20 protein-coding genes, 1 pseudogene, 1 riboswitch and 2 other annotated features are annotated in these 21,327 nt (G+C 33.3%); of the genes and pseudogenes, 15 read left to right on the top strand and 6 right to left on the bottom strand.

The features are described from left to right. Positions 1 to 55 precede the first annotated feature (55 nt). Positions 56 to 176: riboswitch (glycine riboswitch) on the bottom strand. A gap of 208 nt (positions 177 to 384) precedes the next feature. Then, the gene (locus tag ACZDYH_RS12630; protein ID WP_474886379.1) at positions 385 to 960 is read right to left on the bottom strand and encodes a hypothetical protein; all 576 of its coding nucleotides are present in this window, start codon (positions 958 to 960) and stop codon (positions 385 to 387) included. A 132-nt stretch (positions 961 to 1,092) separates the two neighbouring features. On the opposite strand from ACZDYH_RS12630, the gene ACZDYH_RS12625 reads away from it, so the two are divergent. From ACZDYH_RS12625 to ACZDYH_RS12585, 9 genes and pseudogenes are all read left to right on the top strand, one after another. Next, positions 1,093 to 1,437, top strand: coding sequence for a hypothetical protein (locus tag ACZDYH_RS12625; RefSeq protein WP_048558420.1), 345 nt, complete (start codon positions 1,093 to 1,095; stop codon positions 1,435 to 1,437). Between the two features lie 391 nt (positions 1,438 to 1,828). Further along, a complete protein-coding gene (locus ACZDYH_RS12620; protein ID WP_102956402.1) occupies positions 1,829 to 2,449 on the top strand; it encodes a YdbC family protein in 621 nt (206 codons plus the stop codon). 186 nt (positions 2,450 to 2,635) lie between these two features. After that, entirely contained in the window at positions 2,636 to 3,343 is a 708-nt protein-coding gene (gene rluF / locus ACZDYH_RS12615) for a 23S rRNA pseudouridine(2604) synthase RluF (RefSeq protein WP_001222171.1), read from the top strand. Between the two features lie 122 nt (positions 3,344 to 3,465). Continuing rightward, positions 3,466 to 3,689: a binding site (T-box leader), on the top strand. Positions 3,690 to 3,725: 36 nt separating this feature from the next. Further along, positions 3,726 to 3,948 (top strand) — a binding site (T-box leader). A gap of 44 nt (positions 3,949 to 3,992) precedes the next feature. Then, positions 3,993 to 5,915 carry a threonine--tRNA ligase gene (gene thrS, locus ACZDYH_RS12610; protein ID WP_474886378.1) on the top strand — a complete coding sequence of 641 codons (1,923 nt, stop codon included), beginning with the start codon at positions 3,993 to 3,995 and terminating at the stop codon, positions 5,913 to 5,915. 249 nt (positions 5,916 to 6,164) lie between these two features. Further along, positions 6,165 to 6,932, top strand: a complete 768-nt coding sequence (locus tag ACZDYH_RS12605) for an ABC transporter ATP-binding protein (RefSeq protein ID WP_000106426.1) — start codon at positions 6,165 to 6,167, stop codon at positions 6,930 to 6,932. Positions 6,933 to 6,943: 11 nt separating this feature from the next. After that, positions 6,944 to 8,824: an FtsX-like permease family protein gene (locus tag ACZDYH_RS12600; RefSeq protein ID WP_474886377.1), complete on the top strand. Its 1,881-nt coding sequence runs from the start codon at positions 6,944 to 6,946 to the stop codon at positions 8,822 to 8,824. 143 nt (positions 8,825 to 8,967) lie between these two features. After that, positions 8,968 to 9,696 (top strand): annotated as a pseudogene (locus ACZDYH_RS12595) (MFS transporter); the annotation flags it as partial. Positions 9,697 to 9,816: 120 nt separating this feature from the next. After that, positions 9,817 to 10,683: an ABC transporter permease subunit gene (locus ACZDYH_RS12590; RefSeq protein ID WP_000929104.1), complete on the top strand. Its 867-nt coding sequence runs from the start codon at positions 9,817 to 9,819 to the stop codon at positions 10,681 to 10,683. Position 10,684: 1 nt separating this feature from the next. After that, the gene (locus ACZDYH_RS12585) at positions 10,685 to 11,686 is read left to right on the top strand and encodes an ABC transporter permease subunit (protein ID WP_000267878.1); all 1,002 of its coding nucleotides are present in this window, start codon (positions 10,685 to 10,687) and stop codon (positions 11,684 to 11,686) included. A gap of 44 nt (positions 11,687 to 11,730) precedes the next feature. Here the strand turns inward: ACZDYH_RS12585 and ACZDYH_RS12580 are convergent, their stop codons facing one another. Then, entirely contained in the window at positions 11,731 to 13,431 is a 1,701-nt protein-coding gene (locus ACZDYH_RS12580) for a pyruvate oxidase (RefSeq protein WP_000467241.1), read from the bottom strand. 136 nt (positions 13,432 to 13,567) lie between these two features. Further along, positions 13,568 to 14,305 carry a ZIP family metal transporter gene (locus ACZDYH_RS12575; RefSeq protein WP_474886376.1) on the bottom strand — a complete coding sequence of 246 codons (738 nt, stop codon included), beginning with the start codon at positions 14,303 to 14,305 and terminating at the stop codon, positions 13,568 to 13,570. Between the two features lie 155 nt (positions 14,306 to 14,460). On the opposite strand from ACZDYH_RS12575, the gene ACZDYH_RS12570 reads away from it, so the two are divergent. Then, positions 14,461 to 15,327, top strand: a complete 867-nt coding sequence (locus ACZDYH_RS12570; protein ID WP_142384911.1) for an MBL fold metallo-hydrolase — start codon at positions 14,461 to 14,463, stop codon at positions 15,325 to 15,327. Positions 15,328 to 15,394: 67 nt separating this feature from the next. Here ACZDYH_RS12570 and ACZDYH_RS12565 read toward each other — a convergent pair whose 3' ends face one another. The 3 genes from ACZDYH_RS12565 to ACZDYH_RS12555 all read right to left on the bottom strand — a co-directional run bounded on the left by ACZDYH_RS12565 (position 15,395) and on the right by ACZDYH_RS12555 (position 17,692). Then, entirely contained in the window at positions 15,395 to 16,045 is a 651-nt protein-coding gene (locus ACZDYH_RS12565) for an SMI1/KNR4 family protein (RefSeq protein WP_025709637.1), read from the bottom strand. Between the two features lie 69 nt (positions 16,046 to 16,114). Then, complete coding sequence (locus ACZDYH_RS12560) at positions 16,115 to 17,068, bottom strand: nucleoside hydrolase (RefSeq protein WP_113303728.1); 954 nt, start codon at positions 17,066 to 17,068, stop codon at positions 16,115 to 16,117. A 21-nt stretch (positions 17,069 to 17,089) separates the two neighbouring features. After that, complete coding sequence (locus ACZDYH_RS12555; RefSeq protein WP_474886375.1) at positions 17,090 to 17,692, bottom strand: DUF2441 domain-containing protein; 603 nt, start codon at positions 17,690 to 17,692, stop codon at positions 17,090 to 17,092. 212 nt (positions 17,693 to 17,904) lie between these two features. On the opposite strand from ACZDYH_RS12555, the gene ACZDYH_RS12550 reads away from it, so the two are divergent. The 5 genes from ACZDYH_RS12550 (at position 17,905) to ACZDYH_RS12530 (ending at position 21,164) form a co-directional block, all read left to right on the top strand. Next, positions 17,905 to 18,390 carry a DUF2798 domain-containing protein gene (locus ACZDYH_RS12550; protein ID WP_016122471.1) on the top strand — a complete coding sequence of 162 codons (486 nt, stop codon included), beginning with the start codon at positions 17,905 to 17,907 and terminating at the stop codon, positions 18,388 to 18,390. A 175-nt stretch (positions 18,391 to 18,565) separates the two neighbouring features. Then, positions 18,566 to 18,991, top strand: a complete 426-nt coding sequence (locus ACZDYH_RS12545) for a DMT family transporter (RefSeq protein WP_006918615.1) — start codon at positions 18,566 to 18,568, stop codon at positions 18,989 to 18,991. Positions 18,992 to 19,009: 18 nt separating this feature from the next. Next, on the top strand, positions 19,010 to 19,705 hold the full coding sequence (locus tag ACZDYH_RS12540) for a Crp/Fnr family transcriptional regulator (protein ID WP_474886374.1): 696 nt from the start codon (positions 19,010 to 19,012) through the stop codon (positions 19,703 to 19,705). A gap of 16 nt (positions 19,706 to 19,721) precedes the next feature. Next, a complete protein-coding gene (locus ACZDYH_RS12535) occupies positions 19,722 to 20,192 on the top strand; it encodes a DMT family transporter (RefSeq protein ID WP_000579025.1) in 471 nt (156 codons plus the stop codon). Positions 20,193 to 20,273: 81 nt separating this feature from the next. Next, complete coding sequence (locus ACZDYH_RS12530) at positions 20,274 to 21,164, top strand: alpha/beta fold hydrolase (RefSeq protein ID WP_474886373.1); 891 nt, start codon at positions 20,274 to 20,276, stop codon at positions 21,162 to 21,164. Positions 21,165 to 21,327: the final 163 nt, after the last annotated feature.

Genomic DNA, 21,327 nt, shown 5'->3' with positions numbered 1-21,327 from the left:
GGTCTCTGGAGAAACAAGGGATAGAAAAATAAACCGATACAATCGGCTTTTTCTTTCGCTTGTCTCTGTCCTTTTACCTGAGAGATTATCCGCTAAAGTAGCGGATTTGCTCCTTCGGTGCTCGTTTTCCTCCGCGCTCTATGAAAGCGAGAGGGAGTCTCTCCAGAGATTCGTCCCCATGCAGTTCTACTTGTAACCAAGACCTGAGAGTTTCAAAGTTGGTATAACAACTTTTTGCCCCGTCGGTAGATCAATAGACCTTCTCCTGAATGGTTCATCCGAATTATAAAATTTATAAACACATTGATTGTAAATCAATAAAAACATTATAGACATACAAATTGTGAATTGCAATCATTTTTTATTTTAAAATAGTAAATAGTTTTATTTTTTTGTAAGTCCTAATTTATCTTCAACTTCATTTAAAGTAGATAAAGCGATGACAATATGTTGATCCGCAAGTCCTAAAGCTTGTTTTGTTTTTTCAATAGTTTCATTGGTTGGAGTAGAGTTATTTGCTCCGTCTATAATTAAATTTGCTGCATTTTTCATGAAATTTGATGCGGATTTAAACTGAGTTGTGAATTGAAGTAGTTGTTTTTGTATATCTATATCTGTTATGTTTTCTTCAATTTTAAGCGTGTCTATTTCGTTCATAATTGTTTCGTACTGTTTGGAAACAGCACTCATTGTAACTAATAGTTTATTTCGATCTACTGAATCTCCATTCGTGTTAATCTCTTCCCAGGCAGGTAACCAATCTTTTTCGATGATGTCATTATAATGAGTAGTCAATTCATTAATTTTAGGTTGTAATTTCGTTTTGAAAGTTTTTGTCTCCGCTGTTTCTACAGTTGCTTTTTCGCTGTTATTATTAACATTAGTAACGTAGAAAATTGTACCAAAAATGATGAAAATAGAAATAATAACTGTCCATTTAGTAAAAAGTAATTTCTGCAATATGTAACGCCTCCAAAATTTAAAAACTTATAATTATAATATATAACAATAATGTTGTTTAAAGTAGAGAAAATAGGTTAGAAATAATTTAAATTATGTCTTTTCTATACGTGAATAATTAAATTTAGTAAAATGATGAAAGTTATATGCGAGAAAAGAGGGTTTTTAGTGAAAATGAATAGAAGAAAACTGGTTTTAAGTATTTCAATGGCTATGTTATTAGTTGGTTTATTTGCACTCATATATGTAGACAAAGAATCTAAAATTAAAGATTTTCCAGTGCCAATGTCAGCAATCCATATTAACGATGATAATGAAGAGGACTATCAATATATAAGTGTAATGCCTATTACAAAGGCAAATGGATGGGAGAACTTAGGGGAAAACGGGCATACTGTTAGTTTTAAAAAAGAGGAGCGGAAGGTAACTGTATTACATTATCCAGGAGAAATTACGTATTATTTATTTGAAAAATAATTGATGATAAGAGAGATAGGGAGTAGATGATAATGTAGGATTGTTTACTTTCTATCTTTTTTGGATTTTAATTCTGAATTGTTTGAATTTAAAATAGTATGCGTATAGAATAAAATAGTATATTTTATTGAATGATATAAATAGTAATACATAATTATATTATGTAAACTATAACTGGGATAAGAAAACAAAGTAAGAGATTTTAATTTTTATATTTTAGATGTATTTTTACACGGTAAGTATTCTCGTAATCAACTTACAACATTTACGGAGGGCATCAAATTTTGATTAAGTAATGGAGTTGATAACAAAAAAATTAATGTTTGTGTATATGGAAAAATAGAAAGTATGGCGAGTGGGAAATGGATTGGATCATAAGGGGGAATTAAAAATGCTACTAAAAACAATCTACTGTAAGGTGGAAGAAGAGAAAAAGGAATTGTTTTCAAATGCGCAAGGAAAATGGCGTGATATACGGCACCTAGATGGGTTTCATGGACAATTTGGTGGATGGTATGAAGATGAGGCATGTGTATTTACTTTATGGGAAGATAGAAGTACATATCAATCATTTATGAATGGTGCTCACGATACAATTTATTTAAATAGTAATCAAGAGGATACGTTTCTTTCATGTGAAATTGAATTATTTCAAACGTTGTATGATATAACTGATACGCATTTGAAAGACGTTGTGACAGAAGGATCATTCGTAAGAATTGCTATATGTGATGTAAAGGTGGAAAAGGAAAATCATTTTTTACAGAAGCAAGAAACAATTTGGAATAAAGGAATGGAAAAAGCAAAAGGAATGTTAGGTGGAGTAGTTGGGAAGTCTTTAAAAAATAAAAATCGTTACATAGTGTTAACGTATTGGAAAGATGAAAAGACGCATCAACATTATGTGGAAGAGATTTTCCCAGGTTTATATAAATTAGCTAATATTCATGAAGAGATAGAAGAGATAAAAGGAAAACAAGCTGTATGTAAGGAAGAATGGCTTGTATATTAAACGCTGAAAAAGTGCATAAATGAATGTATAATAAAGATATTTTTTTATAAACAAGTAATTAATAGAAGACGTTATATACCCTTTCATGTTAATATATTTAAGTTATAATAGGAGGCTTACCCTTTTGTATTGTACGGTAGAAGCAGTGTGAGCTTGAAATTTTTTTTAGAAAAGGATGTGCCTAATTTGCGTATCAATAAATTTATTAGTGAAGCTGGAAAAGCGTCTCGACGTGGAGCGGATAAACTAATTAATGAGAGAAGAGTAATTATTAACGGTAAGGTTGCAAAAATTGGTGACCAAGTGAACCCAGGTGATGATGTACGAGTAAATGGAGAGCAGCTTCGAATTGCTCGAGATCACGTATATATCGCTTTAAATAAACCAGTAGGTATTACATGTACGAGTGAAAAATCAGTAAAAGGTAATATTATCGATTTAGTGAACCATCCTTTACGAATTAGTCACATTGGACGTCTTGATAAAGACTCAGACGGTTTAATTTTGTTAACGAATGATGGTGATATTGTTAATGAAATTTTACGTGCTGAAAACAAACATGAGAAAGAATATATCGTTTCAGTAGATAAGCCAATTACACCTGATTTCTTAGAGAAAATGGCAGCGGGTGTTAAAATTTTAGGAACAAAAACGCTTCCTTGTGAGGTTACACAGTTATCAAAATATGAGTTCCAAATTATTTTAACACAAGGGCTAAATCGTCAAATTCGCCGTATGTGTGAAGCTTTAGGTTATCAAGTATACACGTTAAAACGTACGAGAATTATGAATATCGAATTGAATAATTTACCAGTTGGGCAGTGGAGAGATTTAACGAAGAAAGAGAAAAGACGTCTATTTGCAGACTTAAATTACGAACCACAAGATTGGTAAAATTGTGAAGTGAAACCAAAAAAAATTGGTTTCACTTTTTTAAATTAAATAAATAATTTTTTTAAACACTTGCAAAAATAAAATGAATAAGATATATTAAATAACAATAAATGGATGTTTTACAAAAAGCAAAGAAAAGGACACGAGTTATTTTCCCCGGTTATACAGAGAAGGAAGGAAAGCTGAGAACTTCCTAACGCAGAAAAATAACTTACCACCTTAGAGCTGCACTAGGGAAATGAAGTATCTAGTGCCGTGTATGCAACGTTATCGCAAAAGAAGCCATTATGTTTTTTGTGATGGGAATCTGGGTGGAACCACGGATATAAGCATATTCGTCCCTATATTTAGGGATGAATATGCTTTTTTGCATTCAATTTCATAATAAGCGAAGAAAAGGACACGAGTTATTTTCCCCGGTTATACAGAGAAGGAAGGAAAGCTGAGAACTTCCTAACGCAGAAAAATAACTTACCACCTTAGAGCTGCACTAGGGAAATGAAGTATCTAGTGCCGTGTAAACGACGTTACCGTAAAAGAAGCCATTGTATATTTACAATGGGAATCTGGGTGGAACCACGGGTAAAAGCACGCTCGTCCCTATTTTAGGGATGAGTGTGCTTTTTATTATGAAATGGAGAGATGAAAAATGAAAGAACAAATGATTGAAATTAAATTTCCAGATGGTAGCGTTAAAGAATTTGTAAATGGAGTTACTTTAGAAGAAATTGCTGGATCCATTAGCAGTAGTTTGAAAAAGAAAGCAGTCGCGGGGAAAGTAAATGATGGATTATATGATTTACGCCGAAATATTGAAGAAAATGCGGAAGTGGAAATCATTACTATAGATTCAAATGAAGGGGTAGAAATTGCAAGACACTCCGCGGCACATATTTTAGCGCAAGCTGTAAAAAGATTGTATGGTGATATAAATCTTGGAGTAGGACCTGTTATTGAAAATGGATTTTATTATGATATGGATCTTCCAAGTAGTGTAAACATAGAAGATTTACGGAGAATCGAAAAAGAAATGAAAAAGATCATAAATGAAAATATAAAGATAGAACGAGTTGAGGTTTCTCGAGAAGAAGCAGCTAAACTGTTTCAAGAAATGAACGACCCCTTGAAATTAGAACTTTTAGAAGCAATTCCTAGTGGGGAAAGTGTAACACTATATAAACAAGGTGAATTTGTAGATTTATGTAGAGGACCACATTTACCATCTACAGGTTATTTGAAAGCATTTCAATTAACTCACGTTTCCGGTGCATATTGGCGAGGTGATAGTAATAACCAAGTGCTTCAGCGCATATATGGTGTTGCATTCTCTTCTCAAAAAGAATTAGAAGAGTATTTACATTTCGTTGAAGAAGCAGCAAAAAGAAATCATCGTAAGTTAGGCAGTGAGCTTGAGTTATTTATGTTTTCTGAAGAGGCTCCGGGAATGCCGTTTTATTTACCGAAAGGACAAATGATTCGTAACGAATTGGAAGCATTTTTAAGAGAAATTCAAAAAGAGTACAATTATCAAGAAGTACGCACTCCGTTCATGATGAACCAAGAAGTATGGGAGAGATCAGGGCACTGGGGACATTATAAAGATAATATGTATTTCTCTGAAGTAGATAATAAAAGTTTTGCATTAAAACCGATGAACTGTCCAGGACACATGCTTATGTTTAAAAATAAATTGCATTCTTATCGTGAATTACCGATTCGTATGTGTGAATTTGGTCAAGTACATCGTCATGAATTTAGTGGTGCGTTAAACGGATTATTAAGAGTACGTACTTTCTGCCAAGATGATGCACATTTATTTGTAACTCCAAAACAAATTGAAGATGAAATCAAATCCGTAATGGCGCAAATTGATTACGTATATAAAACTTTTGGATTCGAGTATGAAGTAGAGCTTTCTACTCGTCCAGAAGATTCAATGGGTGATGATAAATTATGGGAGCAAGCAGAAGCGGCATTAGAAAATGTATTACAATCGCTAAATTATAAATATAGACTAAATGAAGGTGATGGCGCATTTTACGGGCCGAAAATTGATTTTCATATTAAAGATGCTTTAAATAGAAGTCACCAGTGCGGAACAATCCAGCTTGATTTCCAAATGCCAGAGAAATTTGATTTAAATTATATAGATGAAAATAATGAAAAGAAAAGACCAGTTGTTATTCACAGGGCAGTTTTAGGGTCATTAGATCGCTTCTTAGCAATATTAATTGAGCACTTTGGAGGTGCGTTCCCGGCATGGGTGGCACCAGTTCAAGTGAAAGTAATTCCAGTTTCAAATGCAGTACATGAACAATATGCCAATGAGATTGCACATAAATTAGCACAAGCTGGAGTTCGTGTTGAACAAGATGCACGAGATGAAAAATTAGGATATAAAATAAGAGAAGCACAAATGCAAAAAGTACCGTATGTTCTTGTTATTGGGGATAAGGAAATGGAAAACGGAGCTGTAAATGTACGTAAATATGGGGAAGAGAAGTCAGAAGTTATTGCGCTAGATGTATTTGTGGCAAGTATTGAAGAAGAAATAAAGAATAGAAAATATTGATTGTAAAGAAAACACACTATTAGAAATTAGTGTGTTTTCTTTTTTATCTTACAAAAATGTAAGGTAAATGTAAGCGAAATCGAGGGAACGAGTTGTAGAAAAATGAGAATATGAAGTAGGAAAAAGGTTCATGTTACAGGTGTAACTCTTCTTAAATGAATAATTAAAAAATTCTTAAGGATTCACATGACAAAATAATAAGAAATATGTGAGAAATTAATTTTATACAAAAGGGATGGAGTGAAAGAGATGTCAACAAATGTAGTTACTGTAGAAAGTGTAGAAAAAACGTATGGGAAAAGAAATGAGAATCAGTCAAAAGCATTAAGGGGTGTATCGTTAAGTATTAAAGAAGGAGAATTTGTCGGGATCATGGGACCTTCTGGGTCTGGAAAAACGACTTTACTTAATGTGATAAGTACACTTGACCAAGCGACAGGTGGTAGTGTGACGATAGCTGGTACAAATATTACTTCTATGAAGGGCAATGCGTTATCTGATTTTCGCTCTCAAAAATTAGGTTTCATTTTTCAAGATTTTAATCTTCTAGAAAACTTATCAATTTATGAAAATATAGCTTTACCACTTTCTTTGCAAGGCGTACCGTCAAGTGAGATTACTGGAAAGGTAAATGACGTTGCGAAGAAATTAGGCATCACCGAAATTTTAACAAAATATCCGACGGCTGTTTCTGGAGGACAAAAGCAAAGAACAGCGGCGGCCAGAGCTTTAGTACATAATCCAGCAATTGTATTAGCAGATGAACCGACAGGTGCGCTTGATAGTAAAAACGCAAAAAGTTTATTAGAAGCGATGCAAGATTTACATGAAAATCACAATGTAAGTATTTTGATGGTTACACACGATGCATTTAGTGCAAGTTATTGTGAGCGTATTTTATTTATTCAAGATGGTCTTCTTTATAAAGAATTAAATCGTCAGGGCACTAGAGAGAATTTCTATCAAGACATTTTAGGTGTGCTCGCTCATATGGGCTCAGCTGCTGAGTCTAAGTAGGGGGCGAAACTATGTTATTTAAATTATCACGTCATAGTATGAAAAAGATGTTAAAAGATTATATGGTTTTACTTATTGGTCTCGTTATTAGCATTAGTATTTTTTACATGTTCCAAACGATGGCGATGAATAGTGAATTTACGAAGGATAATAGTCTTATTAGTAGTATTAGACTCGTATTCTGGGTAGGTGCAATACTATTATCTTTCATTACTGTATTTTATATTATATATGCCAACTCTTTCTTACTCACATTAAGAAGAAAAGAACTCGGTATGTACATGATGCTTGGTGCAAAAAAGAAAAAAGTAGCACAGTTATTATTTATTGAAACATTCGGTATGGGGATTGTCAGTATTATTATCGGTATTTTAGTAGGGATGTTACTTGCAAGTGTAGCAGGAAACTTTTTAATGAATGGAATGGAAATTTCAGCAAAAGGTAGTTATGCATCTGTATACACACCAGCAATTTTAGTTACAGCTATTTTCTTCTTAATGCTATTTTTCATTACTGGCTTAATGAACAGTGTCCGATTGTTACGTAAAACTGAACTAGAGTTAATTCGTGAAGATGAAACACTAGATGAAGTGAAGAAAAGTAAAACTCGCATTATTATAATGACAGTACTTGGTGTATTACTAGTAAGTATAGGGTACTATTTTATGATCAATGTAAAAATATATGCTGAATTAGGTTTTATTATAGCAACCATCGTTACAACACTTGGAACATATTTTATCTTTAGTTCATTACTCCCATTTTTTGTGATGAAAATTAAGGGGAATAAAAAACGAAATGAAACTGGTCTAAATAGTTTTACATATGCACAGCTACGCTTTCGAGTAAATAGTTTATCGAGAGTATTAGGTACTGTAGCGATGTTAATTGCATTAGGGGCAGGTGCGATGACGGCAGGTATGGCTTTCCAAAAAAATGTAGGTATTATGACAGACTTTTCTCGTGTATATGATGTTGTAATTCATGATCCGAATGATCAAGACAAAGCTGCCTTGAAAGAAATGGAAATTGTTGAAGAAAGCAAGTACAAATATAAAGTAGATGGAGAAGCGGTTTATTATTTACGTAACGACTTAACTGCGAAACCACCACTTGTTTCAGACCATTTTGATACAAAAACGTTAAAAGAACCTGTTCGTAAACGTGTGACTGAACCTTTAACAGAACCTATATATTCAGCTTTAGAGGCTCCTGAATTAGTAAAATTCCCTCGTATGCCAAAGGATTGGGAAGACGCAGTTGTAAGAGAGATACAAATTACGCATAATCAATTTAACGGAAAACCAGTAAGAATTGCAGACGAAGAGCATTATAAAGGAATTCAAGGAACAGAACACACTGTAACATTAGCAAAAGTAGATGATATGAAAAAATATAAACTGTTATTGATCGAAATAGACAAGAGACAAAAAGCACAAATTGAAAAAGTAACAGGTGAAAAGGTAGACTTATTTACGAAAATGACAATTTATCAGTTTATGAACAGCTTCATGAGCGGAACAATGTTTATGGGATTTTTCCTCGGAATTGCCTTTTTAGCAATGATGGCGAGTTCCCTTATGTTCAAAATATTAACAGGTGCTTCTCGTGATGTACGCCGTTATGAAATGTTACGAAAAATCGGTGTAAGACGTAGCATGTTAACGAAAAGTATATATAAAGAAATTTCATATTTATTTATCTTCCCAGCGATCATTGGCATTTCTCACGTTTTAGTAGGGCTTAACTTATTCAGCTTTATATTAGTTGACCCGTTTGTAAAAGTGTGGGTGCCAATAGGAATTTTCTTAGTCATTTATTTCATTTATTACTGGATAACTGTTCAACTTTATAAAGGTATGGTAATGCCGAAAGAAGAGGTAGCTAAATAGTTTATGAAAAGAGTCCTTGTGTTGAGAATAAGGGCTCTTTTTTTATGTTTTTTATTAAGAAGGAAAAGATTGGATAATGGTCGAAAAATATAATGTAACTTCCAATAAATGACTAAAACAGTACTATTTTGTCGAGAGAAAGGATACGAAGTATGAAAGAAATGCTACAGTTATTTCGCAACAAAGTGTATGCACGTTTTTTTCTAGCAAATATTTTAGAGCGACTCGGTTCTATGATTGCTGGAATTTCTTTAATGTTTTATTTGCTAGATCAATACGGAAAACAACCAGTTTACGCAACGATGACACAAATTATGATTGCATTACCTGCATTAATCTTTTTTCTATTAGTAGGGACAGTAGTGAATCGTTTTGATAGACAACGTATATGTACAGTAAGTAACATATGTTGTTCGCTCTGTAATATTGGAATCCTAATTTCGCTTTATTACGGGATGATTATACTTGTCTTTATATTTTTATTTTTGGAAAATGCATGTATACAATTTTTCTCTCCATCAGAACAATCGATGATACAGGGAGTAGTTGAATCAGAGCAATACGGTGCAGCAGCGGGTATTAATCAAATGGTAAATAGTTTGTATGCTTTGTTTGGTGTAGGAATTGCAACGATGGTGTACTGGACTTTTGGAATTTATGGGAGCATTTTAGTAAATACACTTACTTTTATTACGAGTGGTATTTTGATTCAAACGATCTCCATTCCAGAAAAAGTTCGTTTACCAAATGGTAGAACAAAATGGAAAGAAGTTAATTTGAAGATGTTAATAACAGAGTTTAAAGAAGGGATTAGGTATATATACCAAAATGAAACTTTAAAAAAATTACTTTTGGGATTTATCGTGTTTGGTTGATTATTTTTTGTTACGTGTTTATTCCAAGCTATTTTACTAAGTGGGAAAAAGCGAATTCAAGGTATGGTTGAAGATGTTTGTTTTTTCTGAATATTCTTTTTTAAAGGGGTAATAGTTATGTTGATGCGAACTGCTAAGTGGTGTGGGATTACTTGTTTACAATTATTCGCTGCAATTCTATGTATAATCTGTTTAGGTGCGCTCCCTCGATTATTTAAGGGATTACAAATTGATTTAATTGGTTTTTGGAACACGATTGTGTTTATTGGAGGAAAGTTACTCCAACCTTGGGAAATTACATATGGATTTCGAGATTCGAGGAAATTATTTCCGCAAATATGGATTCATTATTTAGAGACAATGTTTGTATTTATTTCGGCATTTTTACTGTCATTACTTATTGCGTATGTTCTCGTTGTGTGGGTATTACAACGGTCTCAATCAAAGCAACGAATGTGGAATGGGATTTTTGTTGTACTTGAAAGCATCCCAGATATTTTAATAATTTTATTATCGCAACTTCTAGTCGTAATAATCTTTCAAAAGACAGGCTTTATGCCAGTAAAACTAGCGGGGATTGGGGAGGAAAGGGCTCGCCTATTGCCAATAATATGTCTAACTTTGCCTACAACACTATTATTTATTAAGCTACTACTATTACGTTTCAGAGAAGAATTAGAGAAAGATTATAGTATATTTGCTAAAAGTAAAGGGCTTAGTTTACGACATATTTTAACAAATCATATTTCAAGAAATGTTTTGTTAACAACAATCTATTATGCAAAAACAAATATTTTATTTATGTTATCAAATTTATATATTATTGAATGGATATTTAATACGTACGGTATGTTTGTTTTTGTAAAAGAAAATTCGAAATTAGAAATATTTACAGTAAGTTTAATTATATTATACGTACCGCTTTTTATACTATTTCGTTTATTACATACGTTTTTACAAAATGTAATAAAGGAGCGTGTTTAGCATGTGGCAAGTTGTAAAAAGAGATGTGAGATTTTGGTTTGGTGTTACTTTTTTAAGCGTACTTATGATTGTTAGTATTGGAAATACTTTATTTTTCGATGGGAATATCCGTGAACTTACGATGATGTATAACGAAAAAGGAGAACTAGAGGCTGCTCCATTTTCACCGTCGAATAAATTTTGGTTCGGTAGTGATGAGAAAGGACGCGATCTTTTCCAGCTAATAATAGAAGGAGCGAAATGGACAGTTGGTGCGAGCGTAATTATAGCGATTCTACGAGTTATAGTTGGAGGAGGTATTGGTTTGCTTCTTGGTATGTATAGCAAACGTTCTTTTCCAGTTATAGCATCTTTTTTTGATCCGTTCAGCATTGTACCTATGGTTATGATTTCTTTTTTTGTGTTAAAGGAAGTTTTAGTGTTTGAAAATGGGACAGTACCAGAGCCGTTTCATTTAAGGGTAATATTTCAAATGGTTATCCTTACGTGTTTAGCGGTACCAACAATTATGTTATATACAGCGCAGGAAGTCCGTCGGATAAAAAGAGAAGAATTTATGATGGCAGCAACTGTGCTTGGGGGCAGTAAATGGCATAGAGTGAAAAATCACGTATGGCCACACGTATTACCATCATTTTTTTTACTTGTTGCTCAACAATTTGTGAGTACTTTATTACTTCTCTTGCATCTTGGATTGTTAGAGTTATTTTTTGGTGGAACAATTATCTTTGGTACAGAGGCAGATAGTGTAACAAAAGAATGGACCGGCCTAATTGGTCAAAACTTCCGTCATTTAACTACTCATACATGGATTGTACTTATACCGATTGCTTTTTATAGTATGACAATTTTAGCTGGAAATCTAATTAGTAATAGCATGCAAGATGCGATTAAGTTAGGAAATGTGAGAAAGCTAGAGAGGGAAAGTAAAGAATTACAAGTAGAGAAACAAGTACAACCAACTATGAATGACTTTTCTTTTTATAGAGAGATACAAAAATAAAAAAGATAGCTGAAGACAAATTGTTTTCAGCTATCTTTTTTCGTTTAAAGTGGAGGTAAATCAATCTTACCTTCTTCAAATAATTCTTTTATCATATGCTTCGTATAACCAGCGGCTTGACCAAATGTGATTTTTGCTGGCATTGGTGCTTCGTTAGCATCTACAACTACATCAATAATACACGGTTTATTTTGTTTTACTGCATTTTCGAAAGCGGGAAGGAGTTCATCTAAATTCTCAACACGGTATCCAATACCTCCACACGCCTCTGCATATTTTGCAAAATCAGGGTTCGTTAAATCTGTTTCGAATTCGATATTACCCATAACTTCTTGCTCGAATTTAATCATCGCAATTTTATTATTGTTTAATACGACGACAACGATTGGCAATTTATATTTTACAGCTGTTACGAAGTCATTCATCGTCATTCCAAATCCGCCATCACCACAAACTGCAAATACTTGTTTATCCGGGAATGCAATTTTTCCAGCAAGAGCACCAGGTAAACCGCAACCAAGTGTTGCGAGCCAGCTAGAAATGACAAATTGCTGGTTTGTCATACGGAAGTGTCTTGCGGTCCATACTGTTACATTTCCGACATCGACTGATAGAATTGCGTCATCATGTGCTACTTGCTGCAGAGCATGCATAACGCGTTGTGGTTTAATTGGAATGGAAGAGTCTTCTTCTTGATCGTGTAATTTTTCTTCCCACTTTTTCATCATTTCTTGGTGATGTTCTAAGAAGGAATGGTCTGTGTGTTCTTCAACATTTTCAATTAACCATCGTAATGTTTTATCAGCATCACCAGCTAAACCAATATCTGTCGCATAACGTTTCCCGATTTGGGCAGGATCTGTATCGATATGAATTGTTTTTGCTTTTTCAGGTAAGAAGCCGGTGAACGGATAAGAAGTACCGACCATAATTAAAGTATCTGCATGCTTCATTGCTTCATAAGAAGGTTTCGTTCCAATTAATCCTAATCCACCAATACAAAGAGGGTGTTCATCAGGAATAATTCCTTTAGCTGGTAATGTAAGTACGATTGGAGCACCAATATGTTCTGCCAATGCAAGTAAAGATTCTCTCGCATGTTTTGTTCCTTTTCCAGCTAAAATCACAGGCCTTTTCGCTTCATTTATTGCGAGTTTCGCTGCATCTAAATCGTTTTTTTGTGGAAACAACTCAGGCAAAGTAAAAGAAGTATTTGTAACACGGGCACCATTTTTTACTTCGAATTTAGGGACATCATCTGGAATTGTAAGAACGGATACACCTTTTTTCGTATAAGCCATTCGAATTGCTTGATTCACTACGGCAGGTAGTTGCTCTGCTGACATAATACGCTGGTTATAAACCGCAACATCATCAAACATTCTTTCTAAATTTACTTCTTGGAAAAAGTCCGTTCCAAGTAAATCGGTTTCTACTTGACCTGAAATTGCTAGAACAGGGGCTTTATCGAGTTTCGCATCATATAAACCATTTAATAAATGAATAGCACCAGGTCCTGCAATTGCCATACAAACGCCAAGTTTTCCTGTTAATTTCGCATAGGCAGCCGCTGCTAATGCACCAGCTTCTTCATGGCGAACTTGAATGAATTTAATTTTATCTTGTTTTTTTCTTAAAGCTTCAATGATAGAATTAATGGAATCTCCAGGCATGCCGTATATGTGTTCTACTCCCCAGTCAATTAATAAATCAACTAATGCTTCACCGGCTGTTTTCCCAAACATAATTGTTCCTCCTTATAATAGGTAGATAACATTATGTTTTGGAAAAATAGGAAAAATATACAAATAAGAAAATTTATCTGGTTATTTGTAATCCAAGAATCAGTGTGGGAGGAACAAAAGTTTCACTTTAGCAACTTTAATGATGACCAGCGAATAAAGTGAACACTGTTATTAGTAAAAAACCACTAGTTGCCCACATTAGAAATGTAAGGAAAGAGAGCTGTTTCTTAGCTTTCCAAAGCATTTCATGAATTGTGACATATCCAAGTGAACCAATAGCACTTCCCATAATGAGGCCTTGCAGGTGAAGAGCTTTTCCTTCCATCAAAATGCCAAAAACTGTGCCAGTACCGAGAATAAGAGAAAGTAATAAAGTTGTTAATAAAAAGGAAATATATTTATGTTTTGTAAAAAGAAATGGAATAATTAAAGCTAATCCTTCTGGAATATGGTGAACGACGATTGCTATTAAAAAGGGAATGGCAGAGTCATTATGATTTATAAAAGCTGTACCTAACGCAAATCCACTCGGTATATTATGAATAAATATAGCGAAAGAGAGAAAAAGAAAGGTTTGCCATGCTTGTTGATCTTTTTTATGTATCATTGGATGGTGACAATAGTTATCTAATAAGCCCATAACTAAAATACCGATAGCTATACCAAGTATAGGTCCAATCATTTCATAGCTTGAAAATGTTTCAGGAATAATTTCAAGTGACAATAACCCAAACAAAATACCGACACATAATGCGTATAAACGATGCATCTTTTCTTCAATGAGTTGGCGTGTTGCTACTCCAACAGCACCGCCTAATAGCAATCCACCGAACGAAAAAAATGTTACAATCATTGGGATCCATAAACGTTCCATAGTATCACACTCCGATTCTATTCCCTTATTTTTAGCTTACGAAAAGAAAAGTTAGATTAGTCCAAGTAATTGTGTTTGAGTATAGAGAAAAAAGTAGTGATTCGTTATAATCTATATATTAAACTTAAGTGAGGAAATGAAAAGGGGAATTGGTTATGCAACAAATTAAAAAAATAGGAAACTCATTTTGGTATATGACACCTGTTTCTGAAACAGATAGACCTATATTAGGAATGGTTGTTGGAAAAGAAAAAACGTTAATGATCGATGCAGGGAATTCAGAAGAACATGCACAATTATTTTTAGAAATGTTAAAAGAACAAAATGTATCAAATCCTGATTTTGTAGCACTAACGCATTGGCATTGGGATCATATTTTTGGATTATCTGTATTACGGAATGCATTAACTATTTCGCACGCTGAAACGAAAAAAGAAATGCAGACAATAGTATCTTATGAATGGACAGATGAAGCGTTGGATGCACGCGTAAAAGAGGGTACTGAAATTGAATTTTGTGCGGATTGCATCAAGAAAGAGTTTGAAGAAAAAGCGAGAAATATTAACATTATTCCTCCGGCCTTAACGTTCCAGGATCAAATGGAATTAGATCTTGGTGAGGTGACATGCGTGTTAAAACATGTGGGCGGAGATCATGCACATGATTCAGTTGTTATGTACATAAAAGAAGAAAAGATATTGTTTTTAGGGGACTGTATATATGCAGATATTTTTTCCTCGAAGTGGAACTATACGACGAAAAGAACGTTTGCATTAATAGATGAATTAGAAAAATTTGATGCTGAGACATATATTCTTTCTCATGGGAAAGCGATAAATCGAGAGGAGTTTTTACAAGAGATTCGCTTGTTAAAAGCAGTAGGAACTTATACAGAAGCTCATAAGGGCGATGAAGAGAAGATAAAGGCAGCGTACAAACAAGAACTAGATAGAGAATTAAATGAAGATGAGTTAGAAACAATAACGTATTTTGTCAATGGTTATGAAATGAATAATCTGTAAGACACTACATTAATCAAATATAATTAAATTGCACAAAAAGAGTATTGAAATTTAATTCAATACTCTTTTAAATATTAAGTCCCAAGCAATTTCTAAATTTTTTGGCTGGTTCATCATCTGGATTTATACCACTTTCAAAACTGGTAGTGAAAGGTAACCACTGCCAATCTTCGCATCCTACAAAAGCTACTCTTGACCAATTCTCAATGAATTCAATGAAATTATTCGCAATCTTATACCCATGTCCTTCTCCATCGTCGTGGCTTAGGTAAATTATTGGAGCATCTATATCATCTTTCATATCAAATGCTAAATAATCTCCATTTCCCACTTCACAAAATGCTAATTTGTTGTGCCAAACTACATCATATTCATCATCTAAATTTGAAAAAAACTCGTCAACCAAGTCTTTACGTTCTTTTTCGAATTTAGAAAGACTTTCTAAACTCCAGTGGGGTGTTCCGCAAAAAATATCAGTAAATTCATTTGGTAGCTCTACATCGTCAGGTAAAAACCAGCGTAAGCTAAAATTTCCTGAGAACTCTAAAAGTACTTTTTTGAAGCTATTTGGTAGTTTAATATCCAGTTTTTCTTCTACTTGGATTATTTGTTCAAGGGAAGATGGTTCATCTATATAAACTTCTTGAACTTCACCACCTATGTATTTAATTCTAGAAGTTATAATTTCTATTCGTTCTTTTAGTAACTCATAATCCATCTTATCACCTCATGTTATATTAATTAAAGTATATCATTCTTAATAAATTTTTTTCGTGTTATTGAGGTTTCAAGTAGCAGCTTTTTTAGCTAATTTAGTAATATATTCAAAGAAAACATCGTGTTTTACATCGTAAACGACATTTACAGGTCGTCCATTAGTAGTTTCCTCTGTACGTCCTTGGCTTGGTCCGTATGTATGAACAATACTATTAATTGTTTCAGTTTTTGCAAGGTTAGTGTTTCCGACAAGCGCGGTAGTTAGTACATCCCATAAATAGTAGGTAGAGTTCGTTGAGAAGTGAACGAGAGGGGGAACCATTGCATAGCATTGACCAAGGAAATCCATACCAATATACTTTCGTTCTTTTGCCCACTGTTCACGTATGTTTATAGTTAACGGAACTTGGTTTGTACTTTCTAGTGTCACTAAGTCGATTTTAATTTGTGCATCCCATACACGAGCCACTGCTTCAGGGTCCCAAAACGAATTCCACTCAGCTGTTCCATCATGCTCTGGTTCATGTACATTGCCTGCTGTAAGAAATGTACCACCCATCCAAACGAGACGTTCAATTTTATCTTCGATGATGGGAGTTTCATATAATGCACGAGCAAGGTCAGTTAGGGGCCCGGTAAATAATAAAGTTGTTTTTCCTTCCGTTTGTAGAAGTGTTTCTATTAAATGGTGATGTGCAGGCTTTGCCACCACGGGTGTTACAACTTTTCCAGACTCATTTAAAATTGGTAAAGCATCTACATAAAATGCATGCATCCGCCAGTCTTTCGGAAACGGGTTTTGCCCGCGAGAGTTTGAAGCGGCTACGGCAATATTACCTTTGCCGAAACGATCGATAATTTTACGACTGGCAGACATTGCGGGTTCTAAATAGCAGTCTGCTGGGATAACAGATACACCGGTAAGTTCAACGTTTTCCATTTGAAGTAATAAAAATAATGAAATTAAATCATCTACGCCGCCATCATGATTGAAGTACACTTTTTTCTTCATTGTAATCTCCATCCTATATGATTTAGTTAGAAATTAAATATGAATTGAGGAGAAGTCATCAATAATTTCCACCACTTCAATTTCTCCATTAATCAGTAGCTCAGGAAGCTCATTTCTAATATTTCCTTTCCAATACTCTCTAGCTTGTTCGATTTTTTGAGAAAAAGGAATACCATCTTCTTTCGGTAAAAGATTCCCGTCACCTTCAAAAGAACTTCCGATTACTCGTAGTTTAACAATCTGCAAAACTTCTCGATTGTAAGAATCAAATAGCGCTCTCCATTTCAAAGCATCCTCATAGCTTTTAGCAGCGTATAAACAAGATAATCTGGAAGGGTATTCAGGGAATTCTTGTAGTCTAACCATTTCTACAATTGTTTCTCTAACTGCTCTAATTGTTTGATCCATATAATTCATAACTACTTTAGCATTTTCATTATTTATATGTAATTCGTTATTTTTATAGTGTTTATTTAAAATTTGTATGCTATCTTCACCATTAGCATTTAATTGTTCTCTTTCAAAAAAGAAATGGTATAGAGTATTGTGTTGATTTTTGTTAAAAGGAATGATTTGTCCGATATGCATTTTTTTCCTTGTTACGATGTGATATGCGTAAAATTCTGCTTCATTCATGGTTATCCTCCTAGTAATAATGTAATGCAATGTTAAATTTAGTAATTCAACATTGAAATATATAAAACCTTTATAAGTAAAAGTGAGAATTTGAGTTGAAAGTAAAGAAAATACATGAAAACGTTTTAAATTTGTTCACAAAATGTTCACTTACGAAGGGGGGGGCAATGTCGATATAATGACAAAGACTCAAAGAGAGAGGATGATTAAATTTGCCAACAACAAGAAAGGAAAACCTCCAATTTGGCATGATGATGTGCCTTGGAATGGTTATCGTAATGACGTTTTACAATTTACTAATGAATGAAACAGGAGGATCAATTTATATTAAAGAGATTGCATTAGAACTATTAATTGGCTTTATTATTGCGCTATTAATTGAAATATTTATAGTTGGACCTTGTGCGAAAAAAATTGTATTCATGTTGCCATTTGATAAATCTAAGAAAATAAATATTATCGTTGCAATGGCGACAACTATGGTAATTGGAATGGTGTTCTTTATGTCATTTTTCGGTATGGCTATGATGCATTTACATGGTGGACTAAAAGGAGATTCATTTGTTTCAATTTATTTTTCGATTTTTATTAAAAATTTCATAATGGCATATCCATTACAATTAATTATTATGGGACCGCTTGTACGTTTCTTATTTGCAAAGTTTGTTATGAAAAAGAAATCTTTTAATGTAGCGTAATTTAAATTTATAAAACTTTATATATTAATAATTAACATAAACACATCTCGCATTTTTGAGGTGTGTTTTTTGTTCATTCCAAGTTATTTTCATAGTGATGTGACATTTGTCCTTTTGCGATTATAGGATGATGGTTTTTAATTAAGTCAGAAATAAAGGATGAGGAGATGATTTTTTGAAAGGTATTATATTTGCTGTTTTTGCGGGGATATTTATAACACTTCAAGGAACCTTTAATGCGAAACTTAGTTCACATATCGGTATATGGTCGACGAGTATTATAACCCATTTAATTGGATTCATTATTGCAACAACTGTATTTTTGTTAAAGAAAGAAGAGAAAGTAACAGATTTAAAGAGTGTGAAAAAAGTATATTTAGCAGCGGGTGCATTTGGTGGATTCATTATTTGTGCAGAAACGATGGCGATATATTCACTAGGAGTTACATTGACAGCTGGCACACTAATGGTTGCTCAATTGTTAACGGCAACAGTTATTGAAATGAAAGGACTGTTTCATATAAAAAAGATACAGATGGAGAGATATCATATTGTGGGAACAATAGTAATGATTATAGGTATTGTTGTATTTAATATGTAAATGAAAGGAGAAATGAATATGGAGGATAAATCAGCTTTAATTAAGCATTATTTGAGAACCAATAAAACGCTCGAGATTTTTTCAGAAATAGATACAGCTTATTTTCAATTAAATCACTTTGAAAAAGGCGAGCTTATTTGCAATATAGATGACGAAATGGATCGTTTATATTTTGTTGTTAAAGGTAAAGTAAAAGTTTACACGATTACACCTGAAGGGAAGAAACTAATCCTTCGCTTTATCAATCCATTTGCCATTGTTGGTGATATTGAATTAATTCAAAATAGCAAAGCACATAATGTCGTTGAAGCTTGTTCAGATGTTGTAGCAATCTCTATTTCTAATACGGTTATTAGAAACAAGTTATTACATGATCCTATATTTATGAAGTTCTTGCTTGAAAACATTGCCAACACGTTAAAAATATCGACTCGTTTTACTGCTCTTAATTTACTTTATCCTGTAGAAGTACGTGTAGCTAGTTATTTGCTTTCAATTTCAACAGATAGTAACGGGAATATGTATAAAGGGGATTTGGATGCAACTTCAGTAACGAGTATTGCAGATTTTATAGGGGTAAGTTATAGGCACGTAATTCGGGTATTACAAAGATTTTATAATGAAAAACTAATTGAAAAGAGTAATGGAGTTATTGTAATTAAAGATTTTTCTAGAATGAAGGAAGTCGCTAAAGATAATATATATGAGCAATGAAAGGGAGAGGAAGATTTTGATTGGATTTAGTTTAGCTATATTAGCAGGAATATTAATTAGCGTACAATCTGTTTTTAATGCAAAAGTAAATGAAAATGTAGGACAGTGGTTAACAACTACATGTGTCCTTGGAATAGGTCTCATTAGTTCTATTCTATTTTATATCATTACAGAAAACAGTATTAACATTAAAGTGTATACTACAAATTATTTGTTTTATGTAAGTGGACTGTTTGGTATCGGGTTAATTATTTGTATAATGGGTGCAATAAAGAGCTTAGGCCCAGCATATACGGTGCTAATTAGTCTTATTACTCAATTGGTCGTTGCGTTATGCATTGATACATTCGGATTATTTGGAATGGAGAGTGTTCCATTACAAGTAAATAAATTAGTTGGTATAGGTTTATTAATTGTGGGAGTAGGAATTTTTAAAAATCTATTTTTGAATAAGAAAGCTATTCATATAAATGAGGATAGTGTCTAAAGAATATAAAGGGGAAAAGTGTAAATGGTCAGAACTTATACATTTAGATAGTAATAAGTGAGCGATGAGGAGAGAGGATAAATGAATCAGTTAATGTTGCAAGATGGTATACACTATTTGAAAATCAATGGGATTATGCATTGGTGTAAAGTTGCAGGGACAGCTCATAATACAGTCCCTCTTATTATAGTACATGGTGGTCCAGGTGGTAATCATTATGTATTCGAAAGAACGCTTGGTTTGAAGTTAGAAGGAAATATGACTGTAGTTTATTACGAACAAAGAGGTTGCGGACGAAGTGAGGCACCACAAGATGACAGTGAGTACTCAATCAATACTCTAGTCGAAGATTTAGAGGAATTAAGAAAGCAATTACATGTAGAGAAGATAAATTTGTTAGGATATTCTTTTGGTGGACAACTTTGTTTAGAGTATGCTTTGAAATATCCAAGAAATGTTGAACAAATGGTATTACAAGCACCATCGTTAGATGTTTTAAATGATATGTATACTGTGCAGATAGAAGGTTTTCTACAAGTAACGAAAGGGGAAATGAAAGAACAAATATTGAAAATAAGTAAGTCGAAAATTGCGCTAAAAGAAAAATATAATCAAGTTTGGAGTATAGTTGATACAGAAAATGTAGATCGACTATTGTTTAAAAATGAAGAATTTGCAAAGCTAAATCGGAGTCTTTGGGAGGAAGGTCAGTTAAGTAATACAGGGAAGATGAGCAAAGTTATTTTTGGAACAAAAGCATCTTTACCGCTTATTGAGCGTATTAAAGGTTTAGAAATTGATACGTGTGTCATAGTTGGAGCGCATGACTATAACACGGGTGTAGGAATGAGTTATAGAATAACGAGACAATTGAAAAATGGTAAACTTGTTATATTTGAAAATAGTGGACATTTCCCAGATATCGAGGAGATGGATAAAGTCTGTGAAACGATTATTGAGTTTTTGGAATAAAAGGGGGATATTAAGGTCGAACCGAATTAATAGAGTTGAATTGGCTATTGGGATATTAAATCATGTAATATGCTAATTGTTTACTTGTAATTGAGGAAGAATCAATTAGTGTATTTGGAAAATAAGTAAAAAAGATCTCGTAAGGTGGAGGTCTTTTTTACTT

The sequence above is a fragment of the Bacillus sp. EB V-12 genome (genome assembly GCF_056158125.1).
The sequence above is the reverse complement of the archived record's forward strand: the minus strand, read 5'-3'. Positions and strand labels throughout refer to the sequence as shown.

What these genes read in the sequence shown, in the direction of transcription:
- ACZDYH_RS12625 (WP_048558420.1), top strand. Translation starts at nt 1,093, where the DNA reads ATGATGAAAGTTATATGCGAGAAAAGAGGGTTTTTAGTGAAAATGAAT.
- ACZDYH_RS12620 (WP_102956402.1), top strand. Translation starts at nt 1,829, where the DNA reads ATGCTACTAAAAACAATCTACTGTAAGGTGGAAGAAGAGAAAAAGGAA.
- thrS (WP_474886378.1), top strand. Translation starts at nt 3,993, where the DNA reads ATGAAAGAACAAATGATTGAAATTAAATTTCCAGATGGTAGCGTTAAA.
- ACZDYH_RS12605 (WP_000106426.1), top strand. Translation starts at nt 6,165, where the DNA reads ATGTCAACAAATGTAGTTACTGTAGAAAGTGTAGAAAAAACGTATGGG.
- ACZDYH_RS12600 (WP_474886377.1), top strand. Translation starts at nt 6,944, where the DNA reads ATGTTATTTAAATTATCACGTCATAGTATGAAAAAGATGTTAAAAGAT.
- ACZDYH_RS12590 (WP_000929104.1), top strand. Translation starts at nt 9,817, where the DNA reads ATGTTGATGCGAACTGCTAAGTGGTGTGGGATTACTTGTTTACAATTA.
- ACZDYH_RS12585 (WP_000267878.1), top strand. Translation starts at nt 10,685, where the DNA reads ATGTGGCAAGTTGTAAAAAGAGATGTGAGATTTTGGTTTGGTGTTACT.
- ACZDYH_RS12580 (WP_000467241.1), bottom strand. Translation starts at nt 13,431, where the DNA reads ATGTTTGGGAAAACAGCCGGTGAAGCATTAGTTGATTTATTAATTGAC.
- ACZDYH_RS12575 (WP_474886376.1), bottom strand. Translation starts at nt 14,305, where the DNA reads ATGGAACGTTTATGGATCCCAATGATTGTAACATTTTTTTCGTTCGGT.
- ACZDYH_RS12570 (WP_142384911.1), top strand. Translation starts at nt 14,461, where the DNA reads ATGCAACAAATTAAAAAAATAGGAAACTCATTTTGGTATATGACACCT.
- ACZDYH_RS12565 (WP_025709637.1), bottom strand. Translation starts at nt 16,045, where the DNA reads ATGGATTATGAGTTACTAAAAGAACGAATAGAAATTATAACTTCTAGA.
- ACZDYH_RS12560 (WP_113303728.1), bottom strand. Translation starts at nt 17,068, where the DNA reads ATGGAGATTACAATGAAGAAAAAAGTGTACTTCAATCATGATGGCGGC.
- ACZDYH_RS12555 (WP_474886375.1), bottom strand. Translation starts at nt 17,692, where the DNA reads ATGAATGAAGCAGAATTTTACGCATATCACATCGTAACAAGGAAAAAA.
- ACZDYH_RS12540 (WP_474886374.1), top strand. Translation starts at nt 19,010, where the DNA reads ATGGAGGATAAATCAGCTTTAATTAAGCATTATTTGAGAACCAATAAA.
- ACZDYH_RS12530 (WP_474886373.1), top strand. Translation starts at nt 20,274, where the DNA reads ATGAATCAGTTAATGTTGCAAGATGGTATACACTATTTGAAAATCAAT.